Here is a 22,392-nt window from a genome sequence, read left to right on the forward strand (position 1 = left end):
GCGAGGGGTTCAGTCGAGCTCCCCGCGCCGCCAGGATGCCGCTGCGTGCTCGAGATCCTCGGCCGTCTTGATGAGCTGATGCGAGTTGCGGGTGAGTTTCGTGGCGTGGGGGCCGTTGGCGACCTCGGCGTCGTCGGCGTGGTGGGCCTGCCCGAGCGCGACCACGCGGCAGAACGCGGCGAAGCGTTCGAGTGCGACGTCGAACTCCCCCTCGAACGCTCCGGACAGGATGGTGTCGGCCATCGCCTCCATCTCCGCGGCGCCCGGTGGTTCGGCGACGCCGGCGACGACCTTCGAGACCTGGGCGGCTTCCTTGCCCGAGGCGAAGTACGCGGCCATGCGATCGGGGTTCTGCTGGGTGGCCGAGCGGAGCGCGTAGAGGCGCCACAGGGCGCCGGGCAGGGACCGCGGCGGGCTTGCGGCCCACATCTCCGCGATGGCGTCGAGGCCCTGCTGGTCGGCGAGTTCGACGAGCCGGCGCGTCACGTCCGGATCGTCGGAGTCTCGCCCGTGATGGACGAGGGCATGGGCGGCCATGTGGGCCGCCTCCGACACCCTCGACGGGTCGATTCCCCCCGCGAATACCTCGAAGTCCGCGGGGGCGAATGGCTTCGGCTTGTGGGGCCGCGGGCTGTTGTTCGTATATTCGCCGTCCATGAAATGAGGATACTCCTGGGCGATTTCAGGCAGGAAGGCGGGAGTCCCGGGGCAGTCCTCGCGGCGAGGGCGATTGCGATAAAGTAGGCGGGTCGGCGCCCGACGACGATCTCCATGATGCGACGTCCGGGTGCATGGCGCGGGCCCTTAGCTCAGTTGGCTAGAGCAACGGACTTTTAATCCGTGGGTCGTGGGTTCGAGCCCCACAGGGCCCACCAGCAACACGAGGGTCCCGGCCTGGCCGGGGCCCTTTCTGCTGCCCGGTCGGAGGAGGCGCCGTCCCCTCCCCGCCATGCCGGGACCGACGAGAAGCGCCCCCGATCGACGGAAGACCCTCCGCGATCGGGGATTGACTGGAGACCCCTGCTCGTTTGAACTGGTAGGAACTGGTGTACGGCAGGTGCGCCGAGAGGCCCCCGAGCCGCAGCGGAGAGGGAATTCATGGACGCCGTCGCCCTGATGGGTAGCCTGGCCGCCTGTGCCGCCATGGTCGGTGCCGCGGCACTGACCGCATGGCGCGTCGACGCCGCCTCCCGGCGCGGTGGTGATGCGGACGACTCCTTCTGGCTGGCGTTCGGCGGGGTGGTGGTCGTCGTCGGTGCCGGCGTCGTCGCCGGAGCCCTGGGCGCGGCATGGCTGGCGCTCGCGGTGGGCATCACCTCCTCCGCGGCCGCCGTCGCCTGGACCGTGGGCCGCCATGAGCAGCGGCGCCGCCGTGCCGAGGAGGCGTCGCGGGCAGCGGTGAGGGAGGATCTGCAGCGCCGCCACGACGACGTGCTGCGGCGTTGGGCGGACTATGAGGTCGATCCGGGCAAGGCCATCCATTACCCGGGCATGCACGAACCCGGGAACCCCGCCGTACGCCCGGTGGTGCAGGCCGTCCGTGCTGCAGGCTCGGCTCGCGACGCCGTCACGGCCTCCCCGGACGACGAGACCGGGAAGGCGAGGTACGCCGTTGCAGTGGCCCGCCTCGAGCAGACCTTCGAAGCAGCCGAGCGGGACCTCGGAGCCCTCGAGGCGCGACGCCCGGGACGGCATCGGGCCACCCCGGGTCGACCTTGAATCGTTACCTTCGCGCCGGCTGCGGGACGCCTTTCGCCGTTAGGCTCAAGTTACCCGAGCGAACTGCTTGGGCAGGGCGCGGCCATGGGGCGGCGTCATCTCCATGACCCGAGGAGGGAAGCAATGCGAGTCCTAGCGCGCTGCGTCACCGGCCTGCTGGCCGTCTCGCTCCTCGTGGTACCCGCTCCCCTCGCCGTCGCCAAGCCTGCGGACGAGACGCGGGCAGTGCTTCCGCACAGCAACCAGGGCGCCCGGCAGGAGGTCCGCTTCGCCACGTACAACGCGAGCTTGAACCGGTCCTCGGCAGGCGAGCTGGTCCGGGACCTGGGCACGCCGGGCAACGCGCAGGCGAGGGCGATCGCCGAGGTCCTCCAGACCAACCGCCCCGACGTGGTGCTCCTCAACGAGTTCGACTACGTCCCGGGAGGCCGGGCTGCAGACCTGTTCCACCAGAACTACCTGTCGATCGGTCAGAACGGCAAAGCCCCGCTCGACTACCCCTACGTGTACACGGCGCCGTCGAACACCGGTGTTCCCAGCCGGTTCGATCTCAACAACGACGGTTCGGTGGGTGGTGCGGACGATGCGCTGGGCTTCGGCGCGTTCGAGGGCCAGTACGGCATGGTCATCTACTCCAGGTACCCGATCCTCACGGAGTCCGTGCGGACCTTCCAGGACTTCCTGTGGAAGGACATGCCCGGCGCGCTCCTTCCCGACAACCCCGTCACGGATACCCCGGGGGACTGGTATTCCGCGAGTGAGCTCGCCGTGCTCCCGTTGTCCAGCAAGTCCCACTGGGACGTGCCGGTGAGCGTGGGCGGGAAGACCGTCCATGTCCTGGCGAGCCACCCCACGCCTCCCGTCTTCGACGGCGTGGAGGACCGCAACGGCAGGCGCAACAGCGACGAGATCCGCTTCTGGTCGGATTACGTCACCGGTGGATCCGACGCCTCCTACATCTACGACGACGCCGGGACGTCCGGGGGCCTGCAGCGCGGTGAACGCTTCGTCGTGATGGGGGACCAGAACAGTGACCCGCTCGACGGCGACTCACTGGACGGGTCGATCGGTCAGCTTCTGGGCAACAAGCTGGTGCAGGACCCACTGCCGTCGTCGAGCGGAGCCACCGAAGCCTCCGCGTTCCAGGGCGGCGCGAATGCCGACCATCGAAGTGATCCCCGTTACGACACCGCGGATTTCGAGGATCTCACCGCCGGCAACATCCGGGCCGACTACGTACTCCCGTCCCGCACGCTGCGGGTCGCGGCGGCAGGGGTCTTCTGGCCGCGGGCGGGTACGCCGGGCTCGGAACTGACCGGGATCTTCCCCTTTCCCACCAGTGACCACCGCCTGGTCTTCGTCGATGTCACGCTGCACGGGGTCCGTGAGCGCTAGGACCGCCGTACCCCGGCGCTCTTGTCCCGCCGCTCCGGCCGGGTGTACGGTCATGGGCATGAGGACACTTCTTTTCCAGTAGGTGAGCCGGCTTCGGCCGCGTTCCACGCCACTTGTCGATGACACCCTCCAAGGGCGCTCACTGAATCTGTCCGGTCCTCCCAGCACGCGCGTCGCGGGTTTCTCGCGCCCCGCACTGACCCGCCCAGACACGTTCCGCGGGCGTCCGTAGCCGAAAGGAACACCATGACCAGCACGCCCCAGAACCAACAGCCCCAGGACGACGCGTCAGCAACCGATACCGGCGGGACCCCTGTGGGGGCCGGCGCCCGGAAGCTGCAGGACGACCCCAGGGCGCAGCTCGCACTGGCGAAGAAGAACCATGCCGCCAGTCCCGCCGCTGCGACCGGCGCCGGCCACGCCAAGGCCGCGCACGAGAGCAGCAAGCAGGGGAAGAAGGAGAAGAAGGTCCGCTGGTAGGCACCGTGGGGCGGCCTGTGCCGTCCTGACGAGGCAGGCCGCTTAACTGGAGCTGGCTCCGAGTTCTGCGTATGGGGGAATCGCAGAACTCGGAGCCAGCGATCTCAGTATACTTCGACGGGAGACCGGAAAGTCCAATCGAAAGGTGATGATGGCCGTCACAGCCAAGGCGTTCCAGCTGTGGCGTTCCCGGATTGCACCCGAGGACACGGTGACCGACCTCTGCAGGGTCGCGGGCATCAAGCGCTCCACCCTTGCCCAGCAGCTCGTCCGGGGCAAGGTCTCGGTGCCGACCATCGTGGCCATCGCCCGCGGCTACGGGCTCCCGCCCGTGGAAGCCCTCGCCGAGTTCGAGGGCTACGGCGACCTCCAGGCCGGCATCCGGATGCCGACCGACGCGGAACTCGTCAGCCAGGTCTCTCACATCGACATCCTTCGGTTGCTCGTGGCCCGCAGCGAGGACCGGGAGTGCACGGGGACCGACCTGCAACTGAATCTTGCACCCTTCCCCCATCGGAACTCGGTCAGGGCCTGGATCGAGGCGATCGACCCCGGTGACATCCGCCAGCAGTTGGCGGCCAGCACCGGTGTGGCCCGCCAGAACCTGTCCGCTCAGCTCACGGCGGGTCGGCTCGCGCCCGAGATCGCCGTCGAGGCCGCCCGGATCGCCGGGGTCTCCCTCACGAGCGGGCTCGTGGTCACCGGGCTGCTGACACCGGACGAGGGAGGCTGGCCGGCGGACGGGCGGGCCCGTGCCCTCTGTGCCCTGGGTGACCTCGAGCTCGTCTTCCTCGCCCGCGACCGCCTCGACGTCCTCGGCAAGCAGATCCGGCGGGCCGAGCTCGACGACGGCAAGGACCGGGCCATGTGGGAGAACCTCGGATGAACGCGATGACGATCCAATGGGCGGCACTCGGCCTGTGCGCCGCCGGCTCCGCGATCCGCATCCCGGGCCTGCGGGACGCTCGTGGGCGCACCATGTTCCTGGCGCTCGTGCTCCTCACCTTTGCCGTCGGTCTGTCGATCGATCCGCTCTACCGGGCGATGGACGCGGTCCTCGGCGGTGTCAACGTCGCGAACCTCCTGCTGCGGATGGCCCTGTACGCCGTCTTCCTGCTGTTCGGGATCCGGATGGCGGCCGCCTTCGGTTCCATGCGCGCCCGGCGTCTGATCGCAGGACCCTTCGGCCTGTCCATCCTGGCCCTGACGGTCGCGGCGACACTCCACTTCTTCGTGTCCAGTGAGCTCGAGGGAAGCTCGACCGGCCTGCACGCCTTCGCGGGCCAGGACACGGTGCAGCAGTACGCCGCGGTCGGTCGGCTCTATCCGGGGTATGTCGCAGCCTGCCTCGTGATCCCGGCGGCGCTGGCGGCCTTCGACCGGCATGCGCGGATCATCCACCGCGTCGCATGCGCCCTCGTGGCCTCCGGCTACTCGCTCGTGGTGGTGTTCGTGCTGCTGAGGCTGACGGCCCTGGACCTGATGTACTGGGACGTCCTCCTGCCGTTCTCGGCCATCCTGCTGACCGTCCTGGGCCTCTGCCTGATCCGGGCGAGCCACGTCATCGGCAGGAGAAGCGCCTCCGCCGCGAACAGGCTCGCCTAGACGGCCGGGCGAATCGACGCCGACTGCACGGCGTGCAGGAATAGTGACGCGTTTGTGTCCTCCTGCTGTTCACGTTTCCATCATGGTGTGCGAAAATTATGATTATGTAACTGCCGCTTTCCGTGGGGGGTCAGCGGATCGTTACCCGGCAGGCAGGTACGCCCGTCGTATCGGGTGGACTCACCTGTTGGTCTCATGCTGGGGACGCACGAAGGGCACCACCCGCCACGTATGCACGGCGGATGGTGCCCTCTGTGTCGGTGCGGACTACGCGGCGTCGTGGTCCGTCTCGATGATGCGGGCCAGGGCCTCGAGCGCGCTCTCGGCGCCGTCACCCTCGGCGCGCAGGACGACGACGTCACCGTGCGAGGCTCCGAGGCTCATGAGCGACAGGATGCTCGACGCGTCCATGGCTTCCTCGGCGGGCTCGCCGTCCATCGCGATCGTGATCTCGAGGGGAAGCTCTCCCGCAGCCTCTGCGAAGATCGATGCCGGGCGGGCGTGCAGCCCCACGCGGCTCGCGACGGTTGCCTTGCGTTCTGCCATGATGTGCTCCTTTGTCGTGAATGGGTTCCAGTACAGCCAAGCCGACTGGAGGTCAGGCTGCAACCGGCTCGGACGCGGGCCTCTCCGTCTTGCGGGTCGCATAGCGCTTCAGGGCGATCACCGCGAGTGCCGAGATGACCATTCCGACCAGGATCGCAACCACGAACATCGCGAAATTCCCGATCGCGAAGAAGACGAACAGGCCGCCGTGCGGGGCCTGCGAGGTGACGCCGGTGCCCATGATGATGGCGCCGGTGACCGCGGAACCCAGCAGGGATGCAGGGATCACGCGCAGCGGATCGGCGGCCGCGAACGGGATGGCGCCCTCGGAGATGAAGCTGGCACCCAGCAGCCAGGCGGCCTTCCCGTTCTCCCGCTCCGGCTCGGTGAAGCGGTTGCGGTCGATCAGGGTGGCCAGGGCCATGGCGAGCGGCGGGACCATGCCGGCGGCCATGACGGCCGCCATGATCTGCAGGGGTGCCACGTTGTCGAGCGACGCGGCCCCGAGGCCGGCGACGGCGAAGGAGTAGGCGACCTTGTTGACCGGGCCGCCGAGGTCGATGGCCATCATGAGGCCGAGGATGACGCCGAGCCCGATGGCGGCCGTACCGGTCAGCCCGGACAGCCAGTTGTTGAGGCCCACGGTGAGTGCGGCGATCGGTCCGCCGAGCAGGAGGAACATCAGGCCGGACGCCACGATGGACGCCACGAGCGGGATGATCACCACCGGCATGAGGCTCCGCAGCCAGCGGGGCACGGACAGGCGGCCGATCATCATGGCCGCGTACCCGGCGAGCAGGCCGCCGACGATCCCTCCGAGGAAGCCTGCGCCCATGAAGCCGGCCACCGCACCGGCGACGAAGCCGGGAGCGATGCCGGGGCGGTCCGCCAGTGCGTACGCGATGTAACCGGCGAGGGCGGGGACGAGGAATCCGAGCGACAACTGGCCGATCTTGAAGGCCACGGCCCCGAGGTACTCGCCGAGCCCTCCGGCCGGCAGATCCACCAGGCTGTTCTCGAGGACCACGGCGTCCGCGGTCTCCGTGATGAGGTACCCGCCCAGGAGGAAGCCGAGGGCGATGAGCAGGCCACCGCCGGCCACGAACGGGATCATGTAGCTGACGCCGGTGAGCAGTGCGCGCTTGAGCGTGCTGCCCACGCTGTCCCGGCCACCGTCGTCATCCGCCTGCTGGTCACCGGCGGTGCCGGCGACCCTGCGCGCATTGGGGTTCCCGGCCGCGGCGAGGGCTTCCTCCACCATCTCGCCCGGCTCGTCGATGCCACGCTTGACGGGCGAGCTGATGACGGGGAGGCCGGCGAAGCGCTGCTTGTCGCGGACGTCGACGTCGACGGCGAAGATCACGGCATCGGCCGCGGCGATGACCGACGGGTCCAGCGGCGTGGCGCCGGAAGAGCCCTGTGTCTCGACCTGGAGGTCGATCCCGCGCTCCTTGGCCGCCGCGACCAGGGAGTCGGCCGCCATGTAAGTGTGGGCGATGCCGGTGGGGCACGCGGTCACGGCTACGAGGCGTCGCGCCCGGGTGTCGGTCGACCGGGTCCGGTCGACGGCGGGCCCCGTGGTGTCGGTCCCGGCGGGCGAGGTGCCGAGCGTGGCCGCGGCCTCACTCGTGCGGGAACCGGCGGCGGACCCGGCGGAATGGGCTCCGGCGGCCGGGGCAGCTGACGGCGCGTCGCCGAGGCCGAGTGCACCGTTGACGAGGGCGACGACGTCGGCCGGGGACTGCGCGGCGCGCAGCGAGGCGGTGAAGTCCTTCTTGATCAGCGACCGGGCGAGCTTGGACAGCAGTTTCAGATGCTCCTGGTCCGCCCCGTCGGGGGCGGCGATGAAGAACACGAGGTCCGCCGGGCCGTCCTTGGCCCCGAAGTCCACGGGTGGGGACAGGCGTGCCATGACGAGGGTCGCTTCCGAGACGGCTGTGGACCGGCAGTGCGGGATCGCGATGCCACCGGGGATGCCGGTCGAGGTCTTCTCCTCCCGGGCGAGTGCGTCGGCATACAGGCCGTCCACCTCCGTGGAGCGGCCCTGGGCGGCAACCCGTTCCGCGAGGTGGCGGATGACCGAGGGACGATCGTTCCCCAGGTCCATGTCCAGAGCCACGAGCTCCGGAGTGATGATGTCGGACATCAGAATTCCTCCTGTTGGGGCCCTGCGGTGGACCCGATTGCGCTTGGTTCGATCACGGGCAGCGTGACCTCGAGGGGTGTGACCACGACGATGTCCGGCGTGGTCTGGTCGAGCGATGGAACTGTGGAACCGGGAAGGGCAGCGGCCGCCGATCCGTGGGCGACGGCCTGGCGCAGGCAGTTCTCCGGACGTTCTCCTGCAGAGTGCGCCAGCAGGTAGCCGGCCAGCGCGGAATCGCCGGCGCCGACCGTGGAGCGTGCCGTGACGGGTGGGTGCACGGCATGCCATGCCCCTGCGTCCGTCACGAGCAGGGCGCCCTTGGATCCAAGGGTCGCCAGTACCGCTCCGACCCCCGCGGCGATGAGCACCGCGCAGGCCCTCGCGGCCAGTTCATGGTCCTGCTCGAGCTCGTCACCCGTGCCGATACCGCTCAACTCGCTGAGCTCCTCGGCGTTGGGCTTCAGCAGGTCCGGAGCCGGGATGCCGGCGGCGGCCGCGATGAGCGGCCCGCCGCTGGAATCGATCGCGACGAGGGGCGCCTCCGGCCCGTACGCCTTCCGCACGGCAGCGGTGACCGTCGTGTAGAAGGTGGACGGGACCCCCGGGGGCAGCGACCCGGCGAGGACCAGCCAGTCCGCGCCGTCGCTCTCGGCGACCACGACCGCGAGGAGTTCCTCGAGGCCGGCGGGGGAGAGTTCGGGGCCGGGCTCGTTGATCTTCGTCGTCGTGCCGTCCGGCTCGGTGATGGCCGTGTTGATACGGAGCCCGGCGCCGATCGGCAGGTTGCGGAACGGGAGGGAGATGCTCCGCAGCCCCGCGAGGACGGCGTCGTCGTCGTCGCCGGGCACGATCGCGAGGGTCCGGATGCCGGACATCGCGAGGGCGCGGCTCACGTTCACGCCCTTGCCTCCCGCCTCCTGCACCACGCGGACGGCACGCTGGACGGCTCCGCGTACCAGGGGCGTGTTCAGCTCCACGGTGCGGTCGATACTCGGATTGGCGGTGAGGGTGACGATCACGCGACGATCACCTCCACGTCGGCGTCGGTGAGGGCCTCCGCGAGGGGTCCCCGGGGTGCTCGGTCGGTGATGAGGGCATCGATATCCTCCAGGTAGGCGAAGCTGGTCAGGGTTTCCTCGTCGAACTTCGACGAGTCCGCCAGGAGCACCACGCGCCGGGCGGAGCGGACGAGGGCGGTCTTCACGGCCGCCTCGTCGACGTCGGGCGTGCTGAGGCCGAAGCCGGCCGCGAGCCCGTTGGCGCCGATGAAGGCGATGTCCGCGCGAAGGCGGGAGAAATGGGTCACGGTGCTGCTGCCGACGGCGGCACTCGTCAGTGCCCGGACCCGGCCGCCCACGAGTTCCACGCTCAGCCCGGCACCCGAGATCAGCGCGGCGATCGGGACGGAATGGGTGATGACGGACAGGCCTGTGCGGCCCTCCTCGACGAGCAGGTCGGCGAGGGCTCCGGTGGTACTCCCGGCATCGAGCACGACGGCGCCGGTCACGGGGGTGAGCGCGAGGGCTGCCTCTGCGATGCGCCGCTTCTCCGGGGAGCGCTGCGCAGATCGGCTGGTCAGGCTCGGTTCATTCGTTGTCGCGCCGCTTCCGGCGACGGCGCCGCCGTGGACACGCCGCAGGACGCCGTCGTTCTCGAGGAGGGCGAGGTCCCTCCTGACGGTCTCCTTGGTGATGCCGAAGCGCGAGGAGAGCCCAGCGACGGTGACGCGGCCGTCGGCGGAGACCAGGCTGCTGATCTGGCGGTACCGCTCTTCCGCGAACATGGGGACTCCATCGTCGTGGCCGTCGGTCGGGGCCGACGGCATGTGGCTTCATCTGTGTTTGAGTGACTCTATCTTTGCTTTGGGTGTGACGTCAAGCACTTTCGTGCCCTGAAATCGGAAGGAGGCGACACATCCGGCCGTAAACGCAGACAAAGAAAGGCCGGGACATGGTCCCGGCCTTTCTGGTGCTACTGGAGGTCAGAGCCCCGAATCGCGGGTCTCGTTGCGCGTGATGGTCTCGCCGGTGTGGGGATCGACGACGGATCGCGACTCCGACACGCGGTTCTGCCTGCGCGGAGCCGCGAGGAGGAGGGAGGCGATCAGGCCGATCACTCCCACCGCCATGAGGATGTAGCCGACCAGGTTGATGTCGACGATGCTGACGACGTCTGCCTGAATGGCAAAAGCAAGAATTGCACCGAGTGCAATAAGGAAGATCGAAGAACCGATTCGCATTAGCAATACTCCTTCAGTGAGGGCTCGATGGGAGTTTTATAACAATTCCCCAGCGGTTTCGCTTCCAGTGCCACCCACTCCCGAGGCGGGCCCGCCTGCCGTCATCATACGGCGTGTCGCGCTTCTTGGAGGCGTGTCGGCGCGCCGAACCTGCGCACCGACAGGACGAACGGAAATTCCTCTGCCGCGCGAAATTAGGCAGGATTAGCATGGTGGAGGGATTGCACCCTAAGCAGGCTGATGAAGTACACTTAGGGAAAGTTGCACTCCGGTGCATCGCACCATCAGGCAGTGGGCCGTCCTCGGGCGCTCTGCTGGAATCACTCAAAGGAGCATCACATGAGTTTCATCGGTTTTCTCATCCTCGGCCTCATCGCCGGCGCCCTCGCCAAGCTGATCCTCCCCGGTAAGCAGGGTGGCGGCATCATCATCACCATGCTGCTGGGCGTCGTCGGCGCATTCCTCGGCGGCTTCATCGGCGGCAGCCTCCTGGGCGTCGACCTGGGCGGCACGTTCTCGCTCATGTCCATCCTGTTCGCCGTCATCGGCGCGCTGATCGTGCTCGCCATCTACGGCGCCGTCACCGGCCGCAAGGGCTCGCGCGTCTAGTCAGCAGTACCGGCTGCACCGTGGGGGAGCAGTTATCGAGAGGGCGTCACCGGCTACCGGGGGCGCCCTCTCCTGTTGCCGGAGCCTGACGGGCGGCCCTCTGCCTGCAGCAGAACCCCGGCCCGGCAGCACACGCCCCACCTAGAATCATTAGCAGCAGCACATCGATCACCGGCGGAAGGACCACGATGTTTGGCCGTAACAAGGAGAACCCAGCCGCGAAGGCTGCGAACAAGACACTGTTCGACAAGGACGGCAACCCGAAACCCGCCATCCTCCGGGGGATCGAGCGCGCCCTGGACATCCAGCGGCCCCTGATCATCGCCAACATCGACCGCCTCCGTGGCCGCAACCCGGAGGCGTCTCCCGCGGAGCTGACGCTACTGCTGGAACGCGACTACCTGCGCGCCACGACGGTCGCCGGAGCAGCGGTCGGCGCGACTGCCGCCCTCCCCGCCGTCGGCACACTCGCCGCGCTCGGACTGTCCGGCGCTGCGACGGTCGGGTTCCTCGAGGCGACCGCGCTCTACGCCGAGTCGGTCGCCGAACTGCACGGCGTCCGCACGGATGACCCCGAGCGGTCGCGCGCCATGGTGATGGCCATCCTCATGGGCGAGGAGGGCACCGCGCTCGTCCGCTCCATCCTGGGTTCCTCCGCCGGGCAGGGAGCACCCCAGTACTGGGGCCAGCTGGTCGACAAGTCCGCTCCGGCGTCACTGGTGAAGACCCTGACCGGGTCCATCCAGAAACGGTTCCTGAAGAAGTTCCTCGCCAAGCAGGGCGGCTTCATGCTCGGGCGCGCACTGCCGTTCGGGGTGGGCGCCGTAATCGGCGGAACCGGTAACCACCTCATGGGCAAGGCCGTCATCCGCACCACGCGCGAGGCCTTCGGTCCGCTGCCGCGGACCATCCCCGGCGAGCTGGCCGAGGTGCTGCAGCTTCCCGATCCGGACTCGCGGAAGAAGCGGGCCTAACCGAAGATCGCGTGGGCGACGGCGAAGATCAGCAGGCCGGCCAGCGAGCCGACCACGGTGCCGTTGATGCGGATGAACTGCAGGTCCTTGCCGACCTGCAGTTCGATCTTGCGTGACGTCTCCTCGGCGTCCCAGCGGCCCACCGTCTCGGAGATGACCCCGGCGATCTCGCTGCGGTAGGTGCGTACGGCGTAGGAGGCGCCGTCGGCGATCCACAGGTTCACGCGGTGGGCGAGGTCGGCGTCGCTCGTCAGGCGTGAGCCGAAGTCGCGGATGGCCGCCTTGAACTTCGAGGTCAGTTCGCTGTCCGGGTCATTGACGGCCTCCAGGAGGGCGTTCTTGATGGTCGACCAGGTGCGCGCGGTGAGGTCGCGGACCCGGGGGTCGTCGAGCAGCTGTCCCTTGATCTCCTCGGCCTTGGCGATCGTCTCGGGCTTGTGCTGCAGGTCCCGCGCCAGGTCCCTGAGGTACTTGTCGATGGCGATCCGGACGTCGTGCTGCTGATCGTCCTGGATCGCGCGGATGAATTTCGACAGTTCCGCGTGCACGCGGTCACCGACGACGCCGTCGACGAGGCGGGGAACCCAGGTGGGGGACCGCTGCGCGACGACCCGCGTCACGACGGCGTAATTGGCGTCCACCCAGTCGGCGGCGCGGTCCACCAGCAGGTCCACGAGCCGGTGGTGGTGTCCGTCCGCGAAGACGCGCTCGGCGATACTGCCGATCGGCGGGCCCCAGGGTGGATCCAGCAGGTGCTTCCGGACCATCGATTCGATCACGGCCTGCACGGCGTCGTCATTCAGGACCGTGAACATCCCCCGGATCAGCGCTGCTCCCTCCGCTGCCACCCGGTCGGCGCTCTCCGGCTTCGAGAGCCAGGCCCCGGCCTTCTGGGCGATGCGCGCCGAGTCCAGCTTGGCCCGCACCACGTCCTCGGAGAGGAAGTTCTCCTCCACGAACTGGCCGAGCGACTCCCCGATCTGGTCCTTCTTGCGGGGGATGATGGCGGTGTGCGGGATGTTGAGGCCCATCGGATGCTTGAAGAGGGCCGTGACGGCGAACCAGTCGGCGAGCGCGCCGACCATGCCGCCCTCTGCGGCCGCCCGGACGTACTGGAGCCAGGGATAGGTGTCCTGCAGGGCGAAAGCCACCACGAAGATCACCGCCATGAGGGCCAGCAGCCCGGTCGCGAGCATCTTCATGCGGCCCAGGGCGGCTGCCCGCTCGGCGTCGGTGTCGGTCATCTGCGCGTTCACCCTCCCGAGTCTACGAGGGTGGCCTCACGCCCGGGGCGGACCGGCCGCCCGTGGTGCCCGGATCGGCCGGTCGCGTACCGTGGGAGGGACATCAATCACCACGTGAGGGGATGCCCCGTGCCTCCTGTGATCTTCGCCCATCGCGGCAGCAGCGGCACCTACGCCGAGCACACCCGCGCCGCCTACCTCCAGGCCCTCGCGGACGGCGCCGACGGCGTCGAGTGCGACGTCCACCTGACCCGGGACGAACAGCTCGTGTGCATCCACGACACCACCGTGGACCGCACCACCAGCGGGTCGGGCCGGGTGGCCGACCACACGCTGGAGGAGCTGCGTGGGCTCGACGTCTGTTCCTGGAAGGGCGCGAGCATCCCGGCCGACTACGGCGGTCCGTCCGAGCAGTTCCTCACGCTCGCGGACCTGATCCTGCTGCTGCGCCGCGCGGGGCGCCCGGTCCGGCTGGCGATCGAGCTGAAGCACCCGAGCCCGTTCGGCCTGCGGCTGGAGGACGCGCTCATCGCCTTCCTCATGGACGAGGGATGGGACCCGGAGTCCTCGATGCTCGGCACCATCGAGGTGAGTTTCATGAGCTTCAATCCTGATTCGATGCGGCAGCTGGCCGAATCGGCGCCGTCCCACATGCTGTGCCAGCTGGTGTCGGACATGAAGCCGCAGGAGGTGCGCGCCGCGCTGCGCTTCGGCCCGCTCACCGAGGGCGCCCTGATCACGGTCATGCGACGCGCCCTGAAGGAGGGCGAGCAGCTCGTGAACCGTCATCAGGTGGGCATGGTGGGCCCGGGCATGCGGTACACCCGCACCCATCGTGGCCGTGTGCGACGCTGGGTCCGCGACGGGGTGCGGGTCCGCGTGTGGACCGTGAACTCGGCCGAGGACGCGCTGTACCTCGCGGAGCTCGGGGTGCAGGAGATGACGACGGACTACCCGGCGCGGATCCGGGCCGCCCTGGAGGGCGAGCGCGGCTGACCGGGCTCTCCTGCGGAGCATGTGGTTGAGTTGCAGGATGCAATCCCCGATCGAGGACTACGCGCTCCTGTCCGACCTGCACACCGGTGCGCTCGTCTCCCGGAGCGGCAGCGTCGACTGGCTCAGCTTCCCCCGGTTCGACTCCGAGTCGGTCTTCGCCGCGATGCTCGGTACGCCGGAGCACGGCCGCTGGCTCGTGGAGCCGTCGTCGGACGCCGACGTGGTGGAGCGGAGCTACATCGACTCCACCTTCGTGCTCCAGACCCGCTGGAGGACCAGCGAGGGTGAGGTGCTGGTCACCGACTTCATGCCGGTGACGGACCGTCGCGCCAACGTGGTGCGGCGCGTCCAGGGGCTCCGGGGCGCCGTCACCATGCGGCAGGAGCTGGAGATACGTTTCGGCTACGGCGACATCACGCCGTGGGTCACGCAGGGCACACACGACGGCGGTCCGGTACTCCTCGCCATCGCCGGACCCGATGCGCTGCTCCTGCGGGGGCCGCGTCTGAAGGCGACGGACCATCGCCACGAGGGGACGTTCGTGGTGGCCGAAGGCGACGTCGTCGACCTGGAACTCGTGTGGTATCCCTCGCACCGTGAGAAGCCGGATGCGCTCGACGTCGACGAGGCGCTCGACAGCGCCATCAGCTACTGGCGGGCATGGGGCGCCAGCTGCCGGATCGAGGGCGACTACTCCGACGTCGTCCGGCGCTCCCTGCTCGTCCTGCGCGCCCTGACGCACGAGGACACGGGCGGGATCGTCGCCGCCCCCACGACGTCGCTGCCCGAGCAGTTCGGTGGCTCCCGCAACTGGGACTACCGCTTCTGCTGGCTCCGCGACGCCGCCCTGACGCTCGAGGCCATGATGACGCACGGCTTCTCCGAGGAGGCGCTGGAGTGGCGCAACTGGCTGCTGCGGGCGGTCGCCGGCGATCCCGAGGACCTGCAGATCATGTACGGGCTGGCCGGGGAACGGCACCTGCCCGAACGTGAGCTCGGGCATCTGCCCGGCTACGCCGGCTCGACGCCCGTGCGCGTGGGCAACGGCGCCGTCGACCAGTACCAGGCCGACGTCGTGGGCGAGGTGATGGTGGCGCTCGAGAAGCTGCGCATCCACGGCGTCACCGAGGACAGTTTCTCGTGGCCGCTCCAGCGGGCCCTCCTGGGGTTCGCGGAGAAGCACCTCCATGACCGGGACCACGGGATCTGGGAGATGCGCGGGGACCCCCAGCACTTCACCCATTCGCGCGTGATGATGTGGGCGGCCTTCGACTGCGCGGTCCGCGCGGTGCGGGATCACGGACTGCCCGGGCCGCAGCAGCGCTGGACGGAGATCCGGGACGGCCTGCGGGAGGAGATCCTGGAACACGGCTTCAACCCCGACCTGGGTTCGTTCACCCAGGTGTACGGCGGGACCGAGGTGGACGCCTCCCTGCTCCAGCTGCCGCAGGTCGGCTTCCTCGACTTCGACGATCCGCTGATGCTGGGCACCGTGGAGCGGATCGAACAGGATCTCCTGGACGCCCACGGGCTGCTGCTGCGCTACCGCACCGGCAACTCGGACGACGGCCTCGAGCCCGGGGAGCACCCGTTCCTCGCGTGCTCCTTCTGGCTCGTGGAGCAGTACGCGCACGGCGGCAGGTCCGACGACGCCGTACGGCTCATGGATCAGCTCGTGGGCTACTCGAACGAACTCGGCCTGCTGGCCGAGGAGTACGATCCCGTCGGCGGACGCATGGCGGGCAACTTCCCGCAGGCGTTCTCGCACCTCGCCCTGGTCCGCGCCGCGGACGCGTTGCAGATGGCGGACGGGAAGGCCGGGCCCTACGAGGCGATGGCCCGGGACCAGCTGCAGTAGACAGCGACGCCGGGAGCCAGGCCACCCGGCCGGGCTCCCGCCGTCGTCCTGTCGCCGCTGCTAGAGCGTGACGCCCTGCGGCTTCAGGACCACCTTGATGGTGCCGTCCGTCTTCTTCTGGAAGTTCTTGTAGGCGGCCGGCGCCTCGTCGATCGAGACCTCGTGGGTCATGAGGTCCGTGACGCCCAGCGGGTCCGAGGGATCCTCGACGATCGGGAGGAGCTCGTCCGTCCAGCGGCGCACGTTGCACTGGCCCATGCGGAACTGGACCTGCTTGTCGAACATGGTCAGCAGCGGCATGGGGGTGGCCGTGCCGCCGTAGACGCCGCTGAGGGACACGGTCCCGCCGCGGCGGACGGCGTCCATCGCCGAGTGCAGGACGCTCGTGCGGTCGCTGCCGCCGGTCTCCATGACCTTCTGCGCCAGCTTGTCCGGCAGGATGCCCACGGCGTTCTGCGCGAAGGCGCCCACGGGTGACCCGTGGGCCTCCATGCCGACGGCGTCGACGATCGCGTCCGGGCCGCGCCCGTCCGTCATGCTGCGCAGTTCCTCCGCGGTGTCCTTCGTGAAGTCGATGGTCTCGATGCCGTGGCGCTTGGCCATCTCACGGCGTTCGGGGACCGGCTCGACGGCGATCACGCGGTGGCCCAGGTGCCTGCCGATGCGTGCGGCGAACTGTCCGACCGGTCCGAGGCCGTACACCGTGAGGACGCCGTCCTTGGGTACGTCCGCGTACTGCACGCCCTGCCAGGCGGTGGGCAGGATGTCCGAGAGGTAGAGGTAGCGTTCGTCGGGCAGCTCGAAGCCGACCTTGACCGCACCGTAGTCGGCGAAGGGGACGCGCAGGAACTCCGCCTGGCCGCCGGGGACGGAGCCGTACAGCTCGGAGAAACCGAACAGGGAAGCGCCCGAGCCCTTCGCGTGCACCTGGGTGGTCTCGCACTGCGACTGCAGGCCGCGCGTGCACATGAAGCAGTAGCCGCAGGAGATGTTGAACGGGATGACGACGCGGTCGCCGACCTTGAGGTTGGTGATACCGGCACCGACCTCCTCGACGATGCCCATCGGCTCGTGGCCGAGGATGTCACCCTTGTGCATGTAGGGGCCGAGAACCTCGTACAGGTGCAGGTCCGAGCCGCAGATGGCGGTCGAGGTGATGCGGACGATGGCGTCCGTGGGTTCCTGGATCGTGGGGTCGGGTACGTTCTCCACGCTGACGTTGCGCTTGCCCTGCCATGTCACTGCCTTCATGTGGTGCTCCTCCGGGTAGTAAGTAGGCTTTCCTTTCCCACTATTCACCCCTTCGCCGCGAATGGGAAGTCGAAGCTCGCCGTCGCCTAGCCTTGTCGGGTGGTGCTTCTTCGATCTCCGGCCGTCCGCGTGGCCCTGTCCGTCGCGATCGCGACCGGTCTGTACGGGCTGTCCTTCGGTGCCCTCTCCGTGGCTGCCGGGCTGACCCTGCTCCAAACCATGGCGCTGAGTCTCCTGCTGTTCAGCGGTGGTTCGCAGTTCGCGTTCATCGGCGTCATCGCCGGGGGAGGGAGTGGCGTCTCCGCGATGTCCGCCGCGGCGCTCCTGGGGATCCGCAACGGCGTCTACGGCATGCAGGTCAACGTGCTGCTCCGGCCGTCCCGCTGGCGGAAGCTGCCGGCCGCGCACCTCACGATCGACGAGTCGGTGGCCACGGCGACGGGCCAGACCGATCCGGACGAGCAGCGCCGCGGGTTCTGGGCCGCCGGGATCGGCGTCTTCGTCCTGTGGAACCTCTTCACGCTCGTCGGGGCGCTCGCAGGGAACGCGATGGGCGACCCGGCCCGGTGGGGGCTCGACGGCGCTGCCGTCGCCGCGTTCCTCGGTCTGCTCTGGCCGCGCATCCGCTCGCGCGAGCCCGCGGCGATCGCCGTCGTCTGTGCCGTCGTCACGCTCATCGCCGTGCCGCTCGTGCCGCCGGGCGTGCCGATCCTGCTCGCGGCCGTCGTGGCGGCCGTCCTCGGTCTTTCGGGCCTCGGGCCGGCGACGGAGGGCCTCGAGCCCGACGTCGAGCCCTACCCCTCCAGCCCTGCCGGAGGCACCCGATGAGCCTCTGGGGTTGGGTCCTGCTCGCGTGCGCGGTGTCGATCGCCACGAAGTTCCTCGGCTTCCTCGTGCCCGCGCGGCTGCTCGACAACCCGCGGATGCTGCGGGTCGCCGGGTCGCTGACGATCGGCCTGCTCGCCGCCCTGACGGCGACGAACACCTTCGCATCCGGTCAGGCGCTCGTCGTCGACGCGCGGGTCGTGGCGCTGGTGGCGGCCGCCGTCACGCTCTGGCTGCGCGCGCCGTTCCTCGTGGTGGTCGCGGTCGGGGCGCTCGCCGCGGGCCTGGCGCGGCTGCTGGGGGCCGCGTAGGCGCGTTCAGGGTCCATGGGCGGGCGGTCCGTGCGGTCGGCTGGACCGAGGGGGCGGCAACCTTCGTCCCGCTGGTGTTCGGATCGCTGCCGGCTAGGGCGTCGAGCGCGGCATGAACATGATCAGCGCCACGCCGACCAGGCACACCGCCGAGCCGAGGACGTCCCACCGGTCGGGCCGGAAGCCGTCCACGAGCATGCCCCACGTGAGCGACCCGGCCACGAACACGCCGCCGTACGCGGCGAGGACCCGCCCGAAGTTCGCGTCCGGCTGCAGGGTCGCCACGAAGCCGTAGGCGCCGAGCGCCATGACGCCGAGTCCGGCCCACCACCACGGTCTGCCCTCGCGCACCGCCTGCCAGACGAGCCACGCCCCGCCGATCTCCGCGAGGGCGGCCAGCACGAACAGGAAGGTGATGCGCAGGGTCGTCATGGCTCCAGTCTGCCGGAGCGGCGGACCGCTTCTAGGACCCGCTGACGACGGCGGCCGTCGCCTCCGCGATCGCCGCCTCCTCGTCGGTCGGCACCACGAGCACGGGGAACGCCGACGCCTCGGTGCTGATGATGCGCGCGTCCCTGCTGCGCTCGCCGTTCTTCTCCTCGTCGAGTTCCAGTCCGAGCGCACCCAGCCGGGCGACGACGGCGGCGCGGAACGCGGACGCGTTCTCGCCGATGCCCGCTGTGAACACGAGTGCCTGCGCCCCGCCGACGGCCACGTGGTATCCGCCCACGTACTTCGCGAGCCGGTAGGAGGCCACCTCGATCGCCACCCTGGCCCGGTGGTCGCCGGCGTCCGCGGCCTCCGCCACGGAGCGCATGTCGTTCGTGCCCGCGAGGCCCTTGAGCCCGCTGTCGCGGTTCAGGAGGGTGTCGAGGTCCTGTTCGGTGTATCCCTCGCGCAGGAGGAACAGCAGGATGGACGGGTCGATGTCGCCCGACCGCGTCCCCATCACCAGACCCTCGAGGGGGGTGAAGCCCATCGACGTGTCGACGCTCTCGCCGTCGCGCACGGCGGTGACGGAGGCGCCGTTGCCGAGGTGTGCGATCACGCCCGTGAACGTGTCCGTGCCGAGCAGCTCCGCGGCACCGCGCGCCACGAAGGCGTGCGAGGTGCCGTGGAAGCCGTACCGCCGGATGCCGAACCTCCGGTACAGCTCGTCCGGGACCGCGTAGCGCCAGGCGTGCTCCGGGAGCGTGCGGTGGAAGGCGGTGTCGAACACCGCCACCTGCGGCATGTCCGGCCACTTGTGGGTGATGGCGCGGATGCCGGTGACGGCTGCGGGATTGTGCAGGGGAGCCAGCGGGTTGAGCCGCTCGATGGCCCGGGTGATCTCGTTGTCGATGAGCACCGGCTCGCTGAAACGCTCGCCGCCGTGGACCACGCGGTGCCCGACGGCGTCGATCCCGCGGTCGCCGAGGGCCGCGGACACCTCCCCGTCCACGCGGTCGAGCGCCGCCGCGTGGTCGGGGACCTCGGCCTCGCCGATCCGCTCGACGAGGCCTTCCGCGAGGACGTCCTCGCCCTCCCGGACCTGGTACTTGAGCGAGGACGAGCCGGAGTTGATGACGAGGATGATCATGGGGTCCTGTTCTGTGGGGTGCAGACGGAAGGGGTGCAGGCGGACGGGGTCAGGAGGCGGACGAGGTCAGGAGGCGGCGGGCTGCTGGGCCTGCACCGCCGTGATGGCCACGGTGTTGACGATGTCCTCCACGGTGCAGCCGCGGGAGAGATCGTTGACCGGCTTGCGCAGGCCCTGCAGGACCGGCCCGACGGCGACGGCGCCGGCCGACTGCTGGACGGCCTTGTAGGTGTTGTTGCCCGTGTTCAGGTCCGGGAAGATGAACACCGTGGCCTGGCCGGCCACGGAGGATTCGGGGAGCTTGGAGGCCGCGACCGAGGCGTCGACGGCGGCGTCGTACTGGATGGGCCCCTCGACGGCGAGGTCGGGGCGCTGCGTGCGGACGAGTTCCGTGGCGCGCCGGACCTCGTCCACCGCACCGCCGGAGCCCGACTCGCCCGTCGAGTAGGAGAGCATCGCGATGCGCGGCTCCACGCCGAACTGCTCGGCCGTCTCCGCCGAGGCCACGGCGATGTCCGCGAGCTGCTCCTCGTTGGGCTCGGGGTTGACCGCGCAGTCGCCGTACACCAGCACGCGGTCCTGCAGCAGCATCAGGAATACCGAGGAGACGATCTTCACGCCGTCCTTGGTCTTCACGAACTCGAGTGCCGGCCGGATGGTGTTCGCCGTGGTGTGCGCCGCGCCGGACACCATGCCGTCCACCCTGCCGAGCTGCACCATCATCGTCCCGAAGTATGCGCCTTCGAGCATGCGCTCGCGGGCTTCCTTCATCGAGACGTTCTTGTGGGCGCGGAGACGCACGTACTCGGCCGCGAACTCCTCCCGCAGGTCCGACGTCGCAGGGTCGATGAGCGTGAGGCCGCTGAGGTCGATGCCCTGGCCGGCGGCGAGCTCCCGGACCTGCGCCTCGGGCCCGAGGATCGTGAGGTCGCAGACGTCCCGGCGGTGCAGGATCTCGGCGGCCTTCAGGACGCGCAGGTCCTCGCCCTCGGGGAGGACGATGCGCTTGCGCTCCGCCCTGGCGCGCTGGATCAGTTCGTGCAGGAAGCGCAGCGGCGTCATGCTGACGGGGCGGGGCAGTTCGAGGCGTTCCAGCAGTTCGTTCTCGTCCACCTGCCGGGACCAGGCACCCAGCGCGGACGCGGCCTTGCGGCGCAGTCCGCTCGCGATCTCCCCGCGCACCTCGCTGACGTGGCGCGCCACGGTGTAGGTGTCGTCGTCGAGCGCGAAGACGGGGAACGGCGCCTGCGCGAGGAGGGCCAGGATGTTCGGATCGGGGGCGAGACCGCCGGTCAGGAACAGGGCCGACGGCACCGGGAACTCGGGCGAGAACGAGGACGCCAGGGTCGCCACGAGGACGTCCGCGCGGTCCCCCGGCACGATCACGAGGGCGCCGTCCGTGAGCAGGTGCAGGAAGTTGCCGACGTTCATCGCGGCGACGCGGACGCTCGTGACGTCCCGCTCGAGGTTCGAGTTCCCGGCGATCTGGCGGGCGCCGAGGTCCGTGGCCACCTCGGAGACGGTGGGCTGGGAGATCTCGGCCAGTTCCGGGACCACGTAGACCGGCCGGCCCGAGCGGCCGGGGCGGACCTGCTCGCTGATCGCGGTGACGGCGTCGTCGGCTGCGCGGTTGACCATCATCGCGAGGAGGGACACCTTGGCGGCGTCCAGTTCACGGCGCGCGACGTCGACGGCGTCGGCCGCCTCCTCGACGGACATGTCCTTGGCGCTGACCACCGCGAGGACCATGGCGCCGAGATTGTTGGCCAGGCGCGCGTTGAGGTCGAACTCCACGGCGGCGTCGTTCCCGGAGAGATCGGTGCCCTCGACGATGACGACGTCGCACTCGGCGGCGATCTCGCTGTAGATGGCCACGCAGCGGGCGTCGATCTCCGCGCGGTCCCCGGTCACGAGCAGGGCACGGGCCTCGGCGCGGGTGAGGCCGCCGCGGGCGCGGCTCTCGGGGAGGTCGAACGAGCGCTGCATGAGGCGGACCATGGGATCCGCGGTGGGATCGCCTCCCTCGACGATGGGCCGGAAGAAGCCCACGCGGTCGGCGTGCCGGTGCAGCATGTCGGCGAGGCCCAGGGAGATCAGGGACTTGCCGGAGCCGTTGGTCATGGCGCTCACATAAATTCCGCGGGTCATCGGGTCAGTCTTGCAGGCTCCCCGGGTGCCCGCCATAACGGGTGTCACCTCGGCGACGGCAGCAGCGGGTCCCCAACCCTTGACTGGACCGATTCCAGCGACTAACGTACAACCACATGGTTGTAGAAACGTCGAGGCAGGACGCGGTGGACCGCCTGTTCCAGGCACTCGCCGACGCGACACGGAGGGACATCGTGGCGCGCGTCCTGGTGGCCGAGTATTCGGTATCCGGTTTGGCCGAGCAGTACGACATGAGCTTCGCGGCAGTACAGAAGCACGTGGCGGTGCTCGAGAGGGCCTCACTCGTCTCCAAGGAGAAGCGCGGACGGGAGCAGATCGTGCGCGGAGAGCTCGACGGCGTGCAGGAGGCGCGGCGCCTGCTCGACGAGTACGAGAGGATCTGGCGGCAGCGCGTGAGCAGGATCGAGGACATCCTCGCCGAAGACGAGGATCGAACCTAGGAAGGC

The 22,392-nt window shown here is 69.5% G+C and carries 23 protein-coding genes and 1 tRNA gene; 13 read left to right on the forward strand and 11 right to left on the reverse strand.

Features of this window, described 5'->3' with window-relative positions; genetic code table 11:
- Positions 1-9: 9 nt before the first annotated feature.
- Positions 10-657 (reverse strand): hypothetical protein, encoded by a 648-nt coding sequence (locus AC4D2E_RS12025; protein ID WP_104167407.1) that lies wholly within the window; start codon positions 655-657, stop codon positions 10-12.
- Positions 658-798: 141 nt separating this feature from the next.
- Between AC4D2E_RS12025 and AC4D2E_RS12030 the strand changes: the two genes are divergently transcribed.
- From AC4D2E_RS12030 to AC4D2E_RS12055, 6 genes are all read left to right on the forward strand, one after another.
- Positions 799-875, forward strand: a tRNA-Lys gene (locus AC4D2E_RS12030).
- 223 nt (positions 876-1,098) lie between these two features.
- Positions 1,099-1,719, forward strand: coding sequence for a hypothetical protein (locus tag AC4D2E_RS12035; RefSeq protein ID WP_104167405.1), 621 nt, complete (start codon positions 1,099-1,101; stop codon positions 1,717-1,719).
- Between the two features lie 123 nt (positions 1,720-1,842).
- Positions 1,843-3,114: an endonuclease/exonuclease/phosphatase family protein gene (locus AC4D2E_RS12040; protein WP_490952775.1), complete on the forward strand. Its 1,272-nt coding sequence runs from the start codon at positions 1,843-1,845 to the stop codon at positions 3,112-3,114.
- 246 nt (positions 3,115-3,360) lie between these two features.
- On the forward strand, positions 3,361-3,594 hold the full coding sequence (locus tag AC4D2E_RS12045; protein ID WP_104167401.1) for a hypothetical protein: 234 nt from the start codon (positions 3,361-3,363) through the stop codon (positions 3,592-3,594).
- A gap of 148 nt (positions 3,595-3,742) precedes the next feature.
- Positions 3,743-4,480, forward strand: coding sequence for a hypothetical protein (locus AC4D2E_RS12050; RefSeq protein ID WP_490952776.1), 738 nt, complete (start codon positions 3,743-3,745; stop codon positions 4,478-4,480).
- A gap of 5 nt (positions 4,481-4,485) precedes the next feature.
- Positions 4,486-5,199: a hypothetical protein gene (locus AC4D2E_RS12055; RefSeq protein WP_146067424.1), complete on the forward strand. Its 714-nt coding sequence runs from the start codon at positions 4,486-4,488 to the stop codon at positions 5,197-5,199.
- A 267-nt stretch (positions 5,200-5,466) separates the two neighbouring features.
- Here AC4D2E_RS12055 and AC4D2E_RS12060 read toward each other — a convergent pair whose 3' ends face one another.
- The 5 genes from AC4D2E_RS12060 to AC4D2E_RS12080 all read right to left on the reverse strand — a co-directional run bounded on the left by AC4D2E_RS12060 (position 5,467) and on the right by AC4D2E_RS12080 (position 10,130).
- Entirely contained in the window at positions 5,467-5,745 is a 279-nt protein-coding gene (locus tag AC4D2E_RS12060) for an HPr family phosphocarrier protein (RefSeq protein WP_104167397.1), read from the reverse strand.
- A 52-nt stretch (positions 5,746-5,797) separates the two neighbouring features.
- Entirely contained in the window at positions 5,798-7,891 is a 2,094-nt protein-coding gene (locus tag AC4D2E_RS12065; RefSeq protein WP_490952777.1) for a PTS fructose transporter subunit IIABC, read from the reverse strand.
- Positions 7,891-8,910, reverse strand: coding sequence for a 1-phosphofructokinase family hexose kinase (locus AC4D2E_RS12070; RefSeq protein WP_490952778.1), 1,020 nt, complete (start codon positions 8,908-8,910; stop codon positions 7,891-7,893). The genes AC4D2E_RS12065 and AC4D2E_RS12070 overlap by 1 nt, the downstream gene beginning before the upstream one ends.
- Positions 8,907-9,674 (reverse strand): DeoR/GlpR family DNA-binding transcription regulator, encoded by a 768-nt coding sequence (locus AC4D2E_RS12075; protein ID WP_104167391.1) that lies wholly within the window; start codon positions 9,672-9,674, stop codon positions 8,907-8,909. The genes AC4D2E_RS12070 and AC4D2E_RS12075 overlap by 4 nt, the downstream gene beginning before the upstream one ends.
- A 198-nt stretch (positions 9,675-9,872) precedes the next feature.
- Complete coding sequence (locus AC4D2E_RS12080) at positions 9,873-10,130, reverse strand: DUF6458 family protein (RefSeq protein WP_104167389.1); 258 nt, start codon at positions 10,128-10,130, stop codon at positions 9,873-9,875.
- Positions 10,131-10,469: 339 nt separating this feature from the next.
- Between AC4D2E_RS12080 and AC4D2E_RS12085 the strand changes: the two genes are divergently transcribed.
- Positions 10,470-10,739 carry a GlsB/YeaQ/YmgE family stress response membrane protein gene (locus AC4D2E_RS12085; RefSeq protein ID WP_459278455.1) on the forward strand — a complete coding sequence of 90 codons (270 nt, stop codon included), beginning with the start codon at positions 10,470-10,472 and terminating at the stop codon, positions 10,737-10,739.
- Positions 10,740-10,927: 188 nt separating this feature from the next.
- On the forward strand, positions 10,928-11,713 hold the full coding sequence (locus AC4D2E_RS12090; protein ID WP_104167385.1) for a hypothetical protein: 786 nt from the start codon (positions 10,928-10,930) through the stop codon (positions 11,711-11,713).
- Here AC4D2E_RS12090 and AC4D2E_RS12095 read toward each other — a convergent pair.
- A complete protein-coding gene (locus tag AC4D2E_RS12095) occupies positions 11,710-12,957 on the reverse strand; it encodes a DUF445 domain-containing protein (protein WP_104167384.1) in 1,248 nt (415 codons plus the stop codon). The genes AC4D2E_RS12090 and AC4D2E_RS12095 overlap by 4 nt on opposite strands.
- 129 nt (positions 12,958-13,086) lie before the next feature.
- On the opposite strand from AC4D2E_RS12095, the gene AC4D2E_RS12100 reads away from it, so the two are divergent.
- Positions 13,087-13,953: a glycerophosphodiester phosphodiesterase gene (locus AC4D2E_RS12100; protein ID WP_490952779.1), complete on the forward strand. Its 867-nt coding sequence runs from the start codon at positions 13,087-13,089 to the stop codon at positions 13,951-13,953.
- A 19-nt stretch (positions 13,954-13,972) separates the two neighbouring features.
- A complete protein-coding gene (locus tag AC4D2E_RS12105) occupies positions 13,973-15,811 on the forward strand; it encodes a glycoside hydrolase family 15 protein (RefSeq protein ID WP_490952780.1) in 1,839 nt (612 codons plus the stop codon).
- Positions 15,812-15,871: 60 nt separating this feature from the next.
- Here the strand turns inward: AC4D2E_RS12105 and AC4D2E_RS12110 are convergent, their stop codons facing one another.
- Positions 15,872-17,062 (reverse strand): zinc-dependent alcohol dehydrogenase, encoded by a 1,191-nt coding sequence (locus AC4D2E_RS12110; protein WP_104167378.1) that lies wholly within the window; start codon positions 17,060-17,062, stop codon positions 15,872-15,874.
- 99 nt (positions 17,063-17,161) lie between these two features.
- Between AC4D2E_RS12110 and AC4D2E_RS12115 the strand changes: the two genes are divergently transcribed.
- Positions 17,162-17,890 carry an AzlC family ABC transporter permease gene (locus AC4D2E_RS12115; RefSeq protein WP_104167376.1) on the forward strand — a complete coding sequence of 243 codons (729 nt, stop codon included), beginning with the start codon at positions 17,162-17,164 and terminating at the stop codon, positions 17,888-17,890.
- Entirely contained in the window at positions 17,887-18,198 is a 312-nt protein-coding gene (locus AC4D2E_RS12120; RefSeq protein WP_104167375.1) for an AzlD domain-containing protein, read from the forward strand. Before AC4D2E_RS12115 ends, AC4D2E_RS12120 begins: the two co-directional genes overlap by 4 nt.
- Positions 18,199-18,291: 93 nt before the next feature.
- Here AC4D2E_RS12120 and AC4D2E_RS12125 read toward each other — a convergent pair whose 3' ends face one another.
- From AC4D2E_RS12125 to pta, 3 genes are all read right to left on the reverse strand, one after another.
- Positions 18,292-18,630: a YnfA family protein gene (locus AC4D2E_RS12125; protein WP_490952781.1), complete on the reverse strand. Its 339-nt coding sequence runs from the start codon at positions 18,628-18,630 to the stop codon at positions 18,292-18,294.
- Between the two features lie 31 nt (positions 18,631-18,661).
- Positions 18,662-19,777: an acetate/propionate family kinase gene (locus tag AC4D2E_RS12130; RefSeq protein ID WP_490952782.1), complete on the reverse strand. Its 1,116-nt coding sequence runs from the start codon at positions 19,775-19,777 to the stop codon at positions 18,662-18,664.
- A gap of 66 nt (positions 19,778-19,843) precedes the next feature.
- Positions 19,844-21,925 (reverse strand): phosphate acetyltransferase, encoded by a 2,082-nt coding sequence (gene pta, locus AC4D2E_RS12135; RefSeq protein ID WP_104167369.1) that lies wholly within the window; start codon positions 21,923-21,925, stop codon positions 19,844-19,846.
- A gap of 116 nt (positions 21,926-22,041) precedes the next feature.
- Here pta and AC4D2E_RS12140 point away from each other — a divergent pair, with 116 nt between their 5' ends.
- The gene (locus tag AC4D2E_RS12140; protein WP_104167367.1) at positions 22,042-22,386 is read left to right on the forward strand and encodes an ArsR/SmtB family transcription factor; all 345 of its coding nucleotides are present in this window, start codon (positions 22,042-22,044) and stop codon (positions 22,384-22,386) included.
- Positions 22,387-22,392 lie beyond the last annotated feature (6 nt).

The organism is Arthrobacter sp. TJ-265, from assembly GCF_058269135.1.

What these genes read in the sequence shown, in the direction of transcription:
- AC4D2E_RS12060 (WP_104167397.1), bottom strand. Translation starts at nt 5,745, where the DNA reads ATGGCAGAACGCAAGGCAACCGTCGCGAGCCGCGTGGGGCTGCACGCC.
- AC4D2E_RS12095 (WP_104167384.1), bottom strand. Translation starts at nt 12,957, where the DNA reads ATGACCGACACCGACGCCGAGCGGGCAGCCGCCCTGGGCCGCATGAAG.
- pta (WP_104167369.1), bottom strand. Translation starts at nt 21,925, where the DNA reads ATGACCCGCGGAATTTATGTGAGCGCCATGACCAACGGCTCCGGCAAG.
- AC4D2E_RS12120 (WP_104167375.1), top strand. Translation starts at nt 17,887, where the DNA reads ATGAGCCTCTGGGGTTGGGTCCTGCTCGCGTGCGCGGTGTCGATCGCC.
- AC4D2E_RS12040 (WP_490952775.1), top strand. Translation starts at nt 1,843, where the DNA reads ATGCGAGTCCTAGCGCGCTGCGTCACCGGCCTGCTGGCCGTCTCGCTC.
- AC4D2E_RS12085 (WP_459278455.1), top strand. Translation starts at nt 10,470, where the DNA reads ATGAGTTTCATCGGTTTTCTCATCCTCGGCCTCATCGCCGGCGCCCTC.
- AC4D2E_RS12140 (WP_104167367.1), top strand. Translation starts at nt 22,042, where the DNA reads ATGGTTGTAGAAACGTCGAGGCAGGACGCGGTGGACCGCCTGTTCCAG.
- AC4D2E_RS12125 (WP_490952781.1), bottom strand. Translation starts at nt 18,630, where the DNA reads ATGACGACCCTGCGCATCACCTTCCTGTTCGTGCTGGCCGCCCTCGCG.
- AC4D2E_RS12025 (WP_104167407.1), bottom strand. Translation starts at nt 657, where the DNA reads ATGGACGGCGAATATACGAACAACAGCCCGCGGCCCCACAAGCCGAAG.
- AC4D2E_RS12130 (WP_490952782.1), bottom strand. Translation starts at nt 19,777, where the DNA reads ATGATCATCCTCGTCATCAACTCCGGCTCGTCCTCGCTCAAGTACCAG.
- AC4D2E_RS12080 (WP_104167389.1), bottom strand. Translation starts at nt 10,130, where the DNA reads ATGCGAATCGGTTCTTCGATCTTCCTTATTGCACTCGGTGCAATTCTT.
- AC4D2E_RS12050 (WP_490952776.1), top strand. Translation starts at nt 3,743, where the DNA reads ATGATGGCCGTCACAGCCAAGGCGTTCCAGCTGTGGCGTTCCCGGATT.
- AC4D2E_RS12065 (WP_490952777.1), bottom strand. Translation starts at nt 7,891, where the DNA reads ATGTCCGACATCATCACTCCGGAGCTCGTGGCTCTGGACATGGACCTG.
- AC4D2E_RS12035 (WP_104167405.1), top strand. Translation starts at nt 1,099, where the DNA reads ATGGACGCCGTCGCCCTGATGGGTAGCCTGGCCGCCTGTGCCGCCATG.
- AC4D2E_RS12045 (WP_104167401.1), top strand. Translation starts at nt 3,361, where the DNA reads ATGACCAGCACGCCCCAGAACCAACAGCCCCAGGACGACGCGTCAGCA.
- AC4D2E_RS12075 (WP_104167391.1), bottom strand. Translation starts at nt 9,674, where the DNA reads ATGTTCGCGGAAGAGCGGTACCGCCAGATCAGCAGCCTGGTCTCCGCC.
- AC4D2E_RS12110 (WP_104167378.1), bottom strand. Translation starts at nt 17,062, where the DNA reads ATGAAGGCAGTGACATGGCAGGGCAAGCGCAACGTCAGCGTGGAGAAC.
- AC4D2E_RS12090 (WP_104167385.1), top strand. Translation starts at nt 10,928, where the DNA reads ATGTTTGGCCGTAACAAGGAGAACCCAGCCGCGAAGGCTGCGAACAAG.
- AC4D2E_RS12055 (WP_146067424.1), top strand. Translation starts at nt 4,486, where the DNA reads ATGACGATCCAATGGGCGGCACTCGGCCTGTGCGCCGCCGGCTCCGCG.
- AC4D2E_RS12105 (WP_490952780.1), top strand. Translation starts at nt 13,973, where the DNA reads ATGTGGTTGAGTTGCAGGATGCAATCCCCGATCGAGGACTACGCGCTC.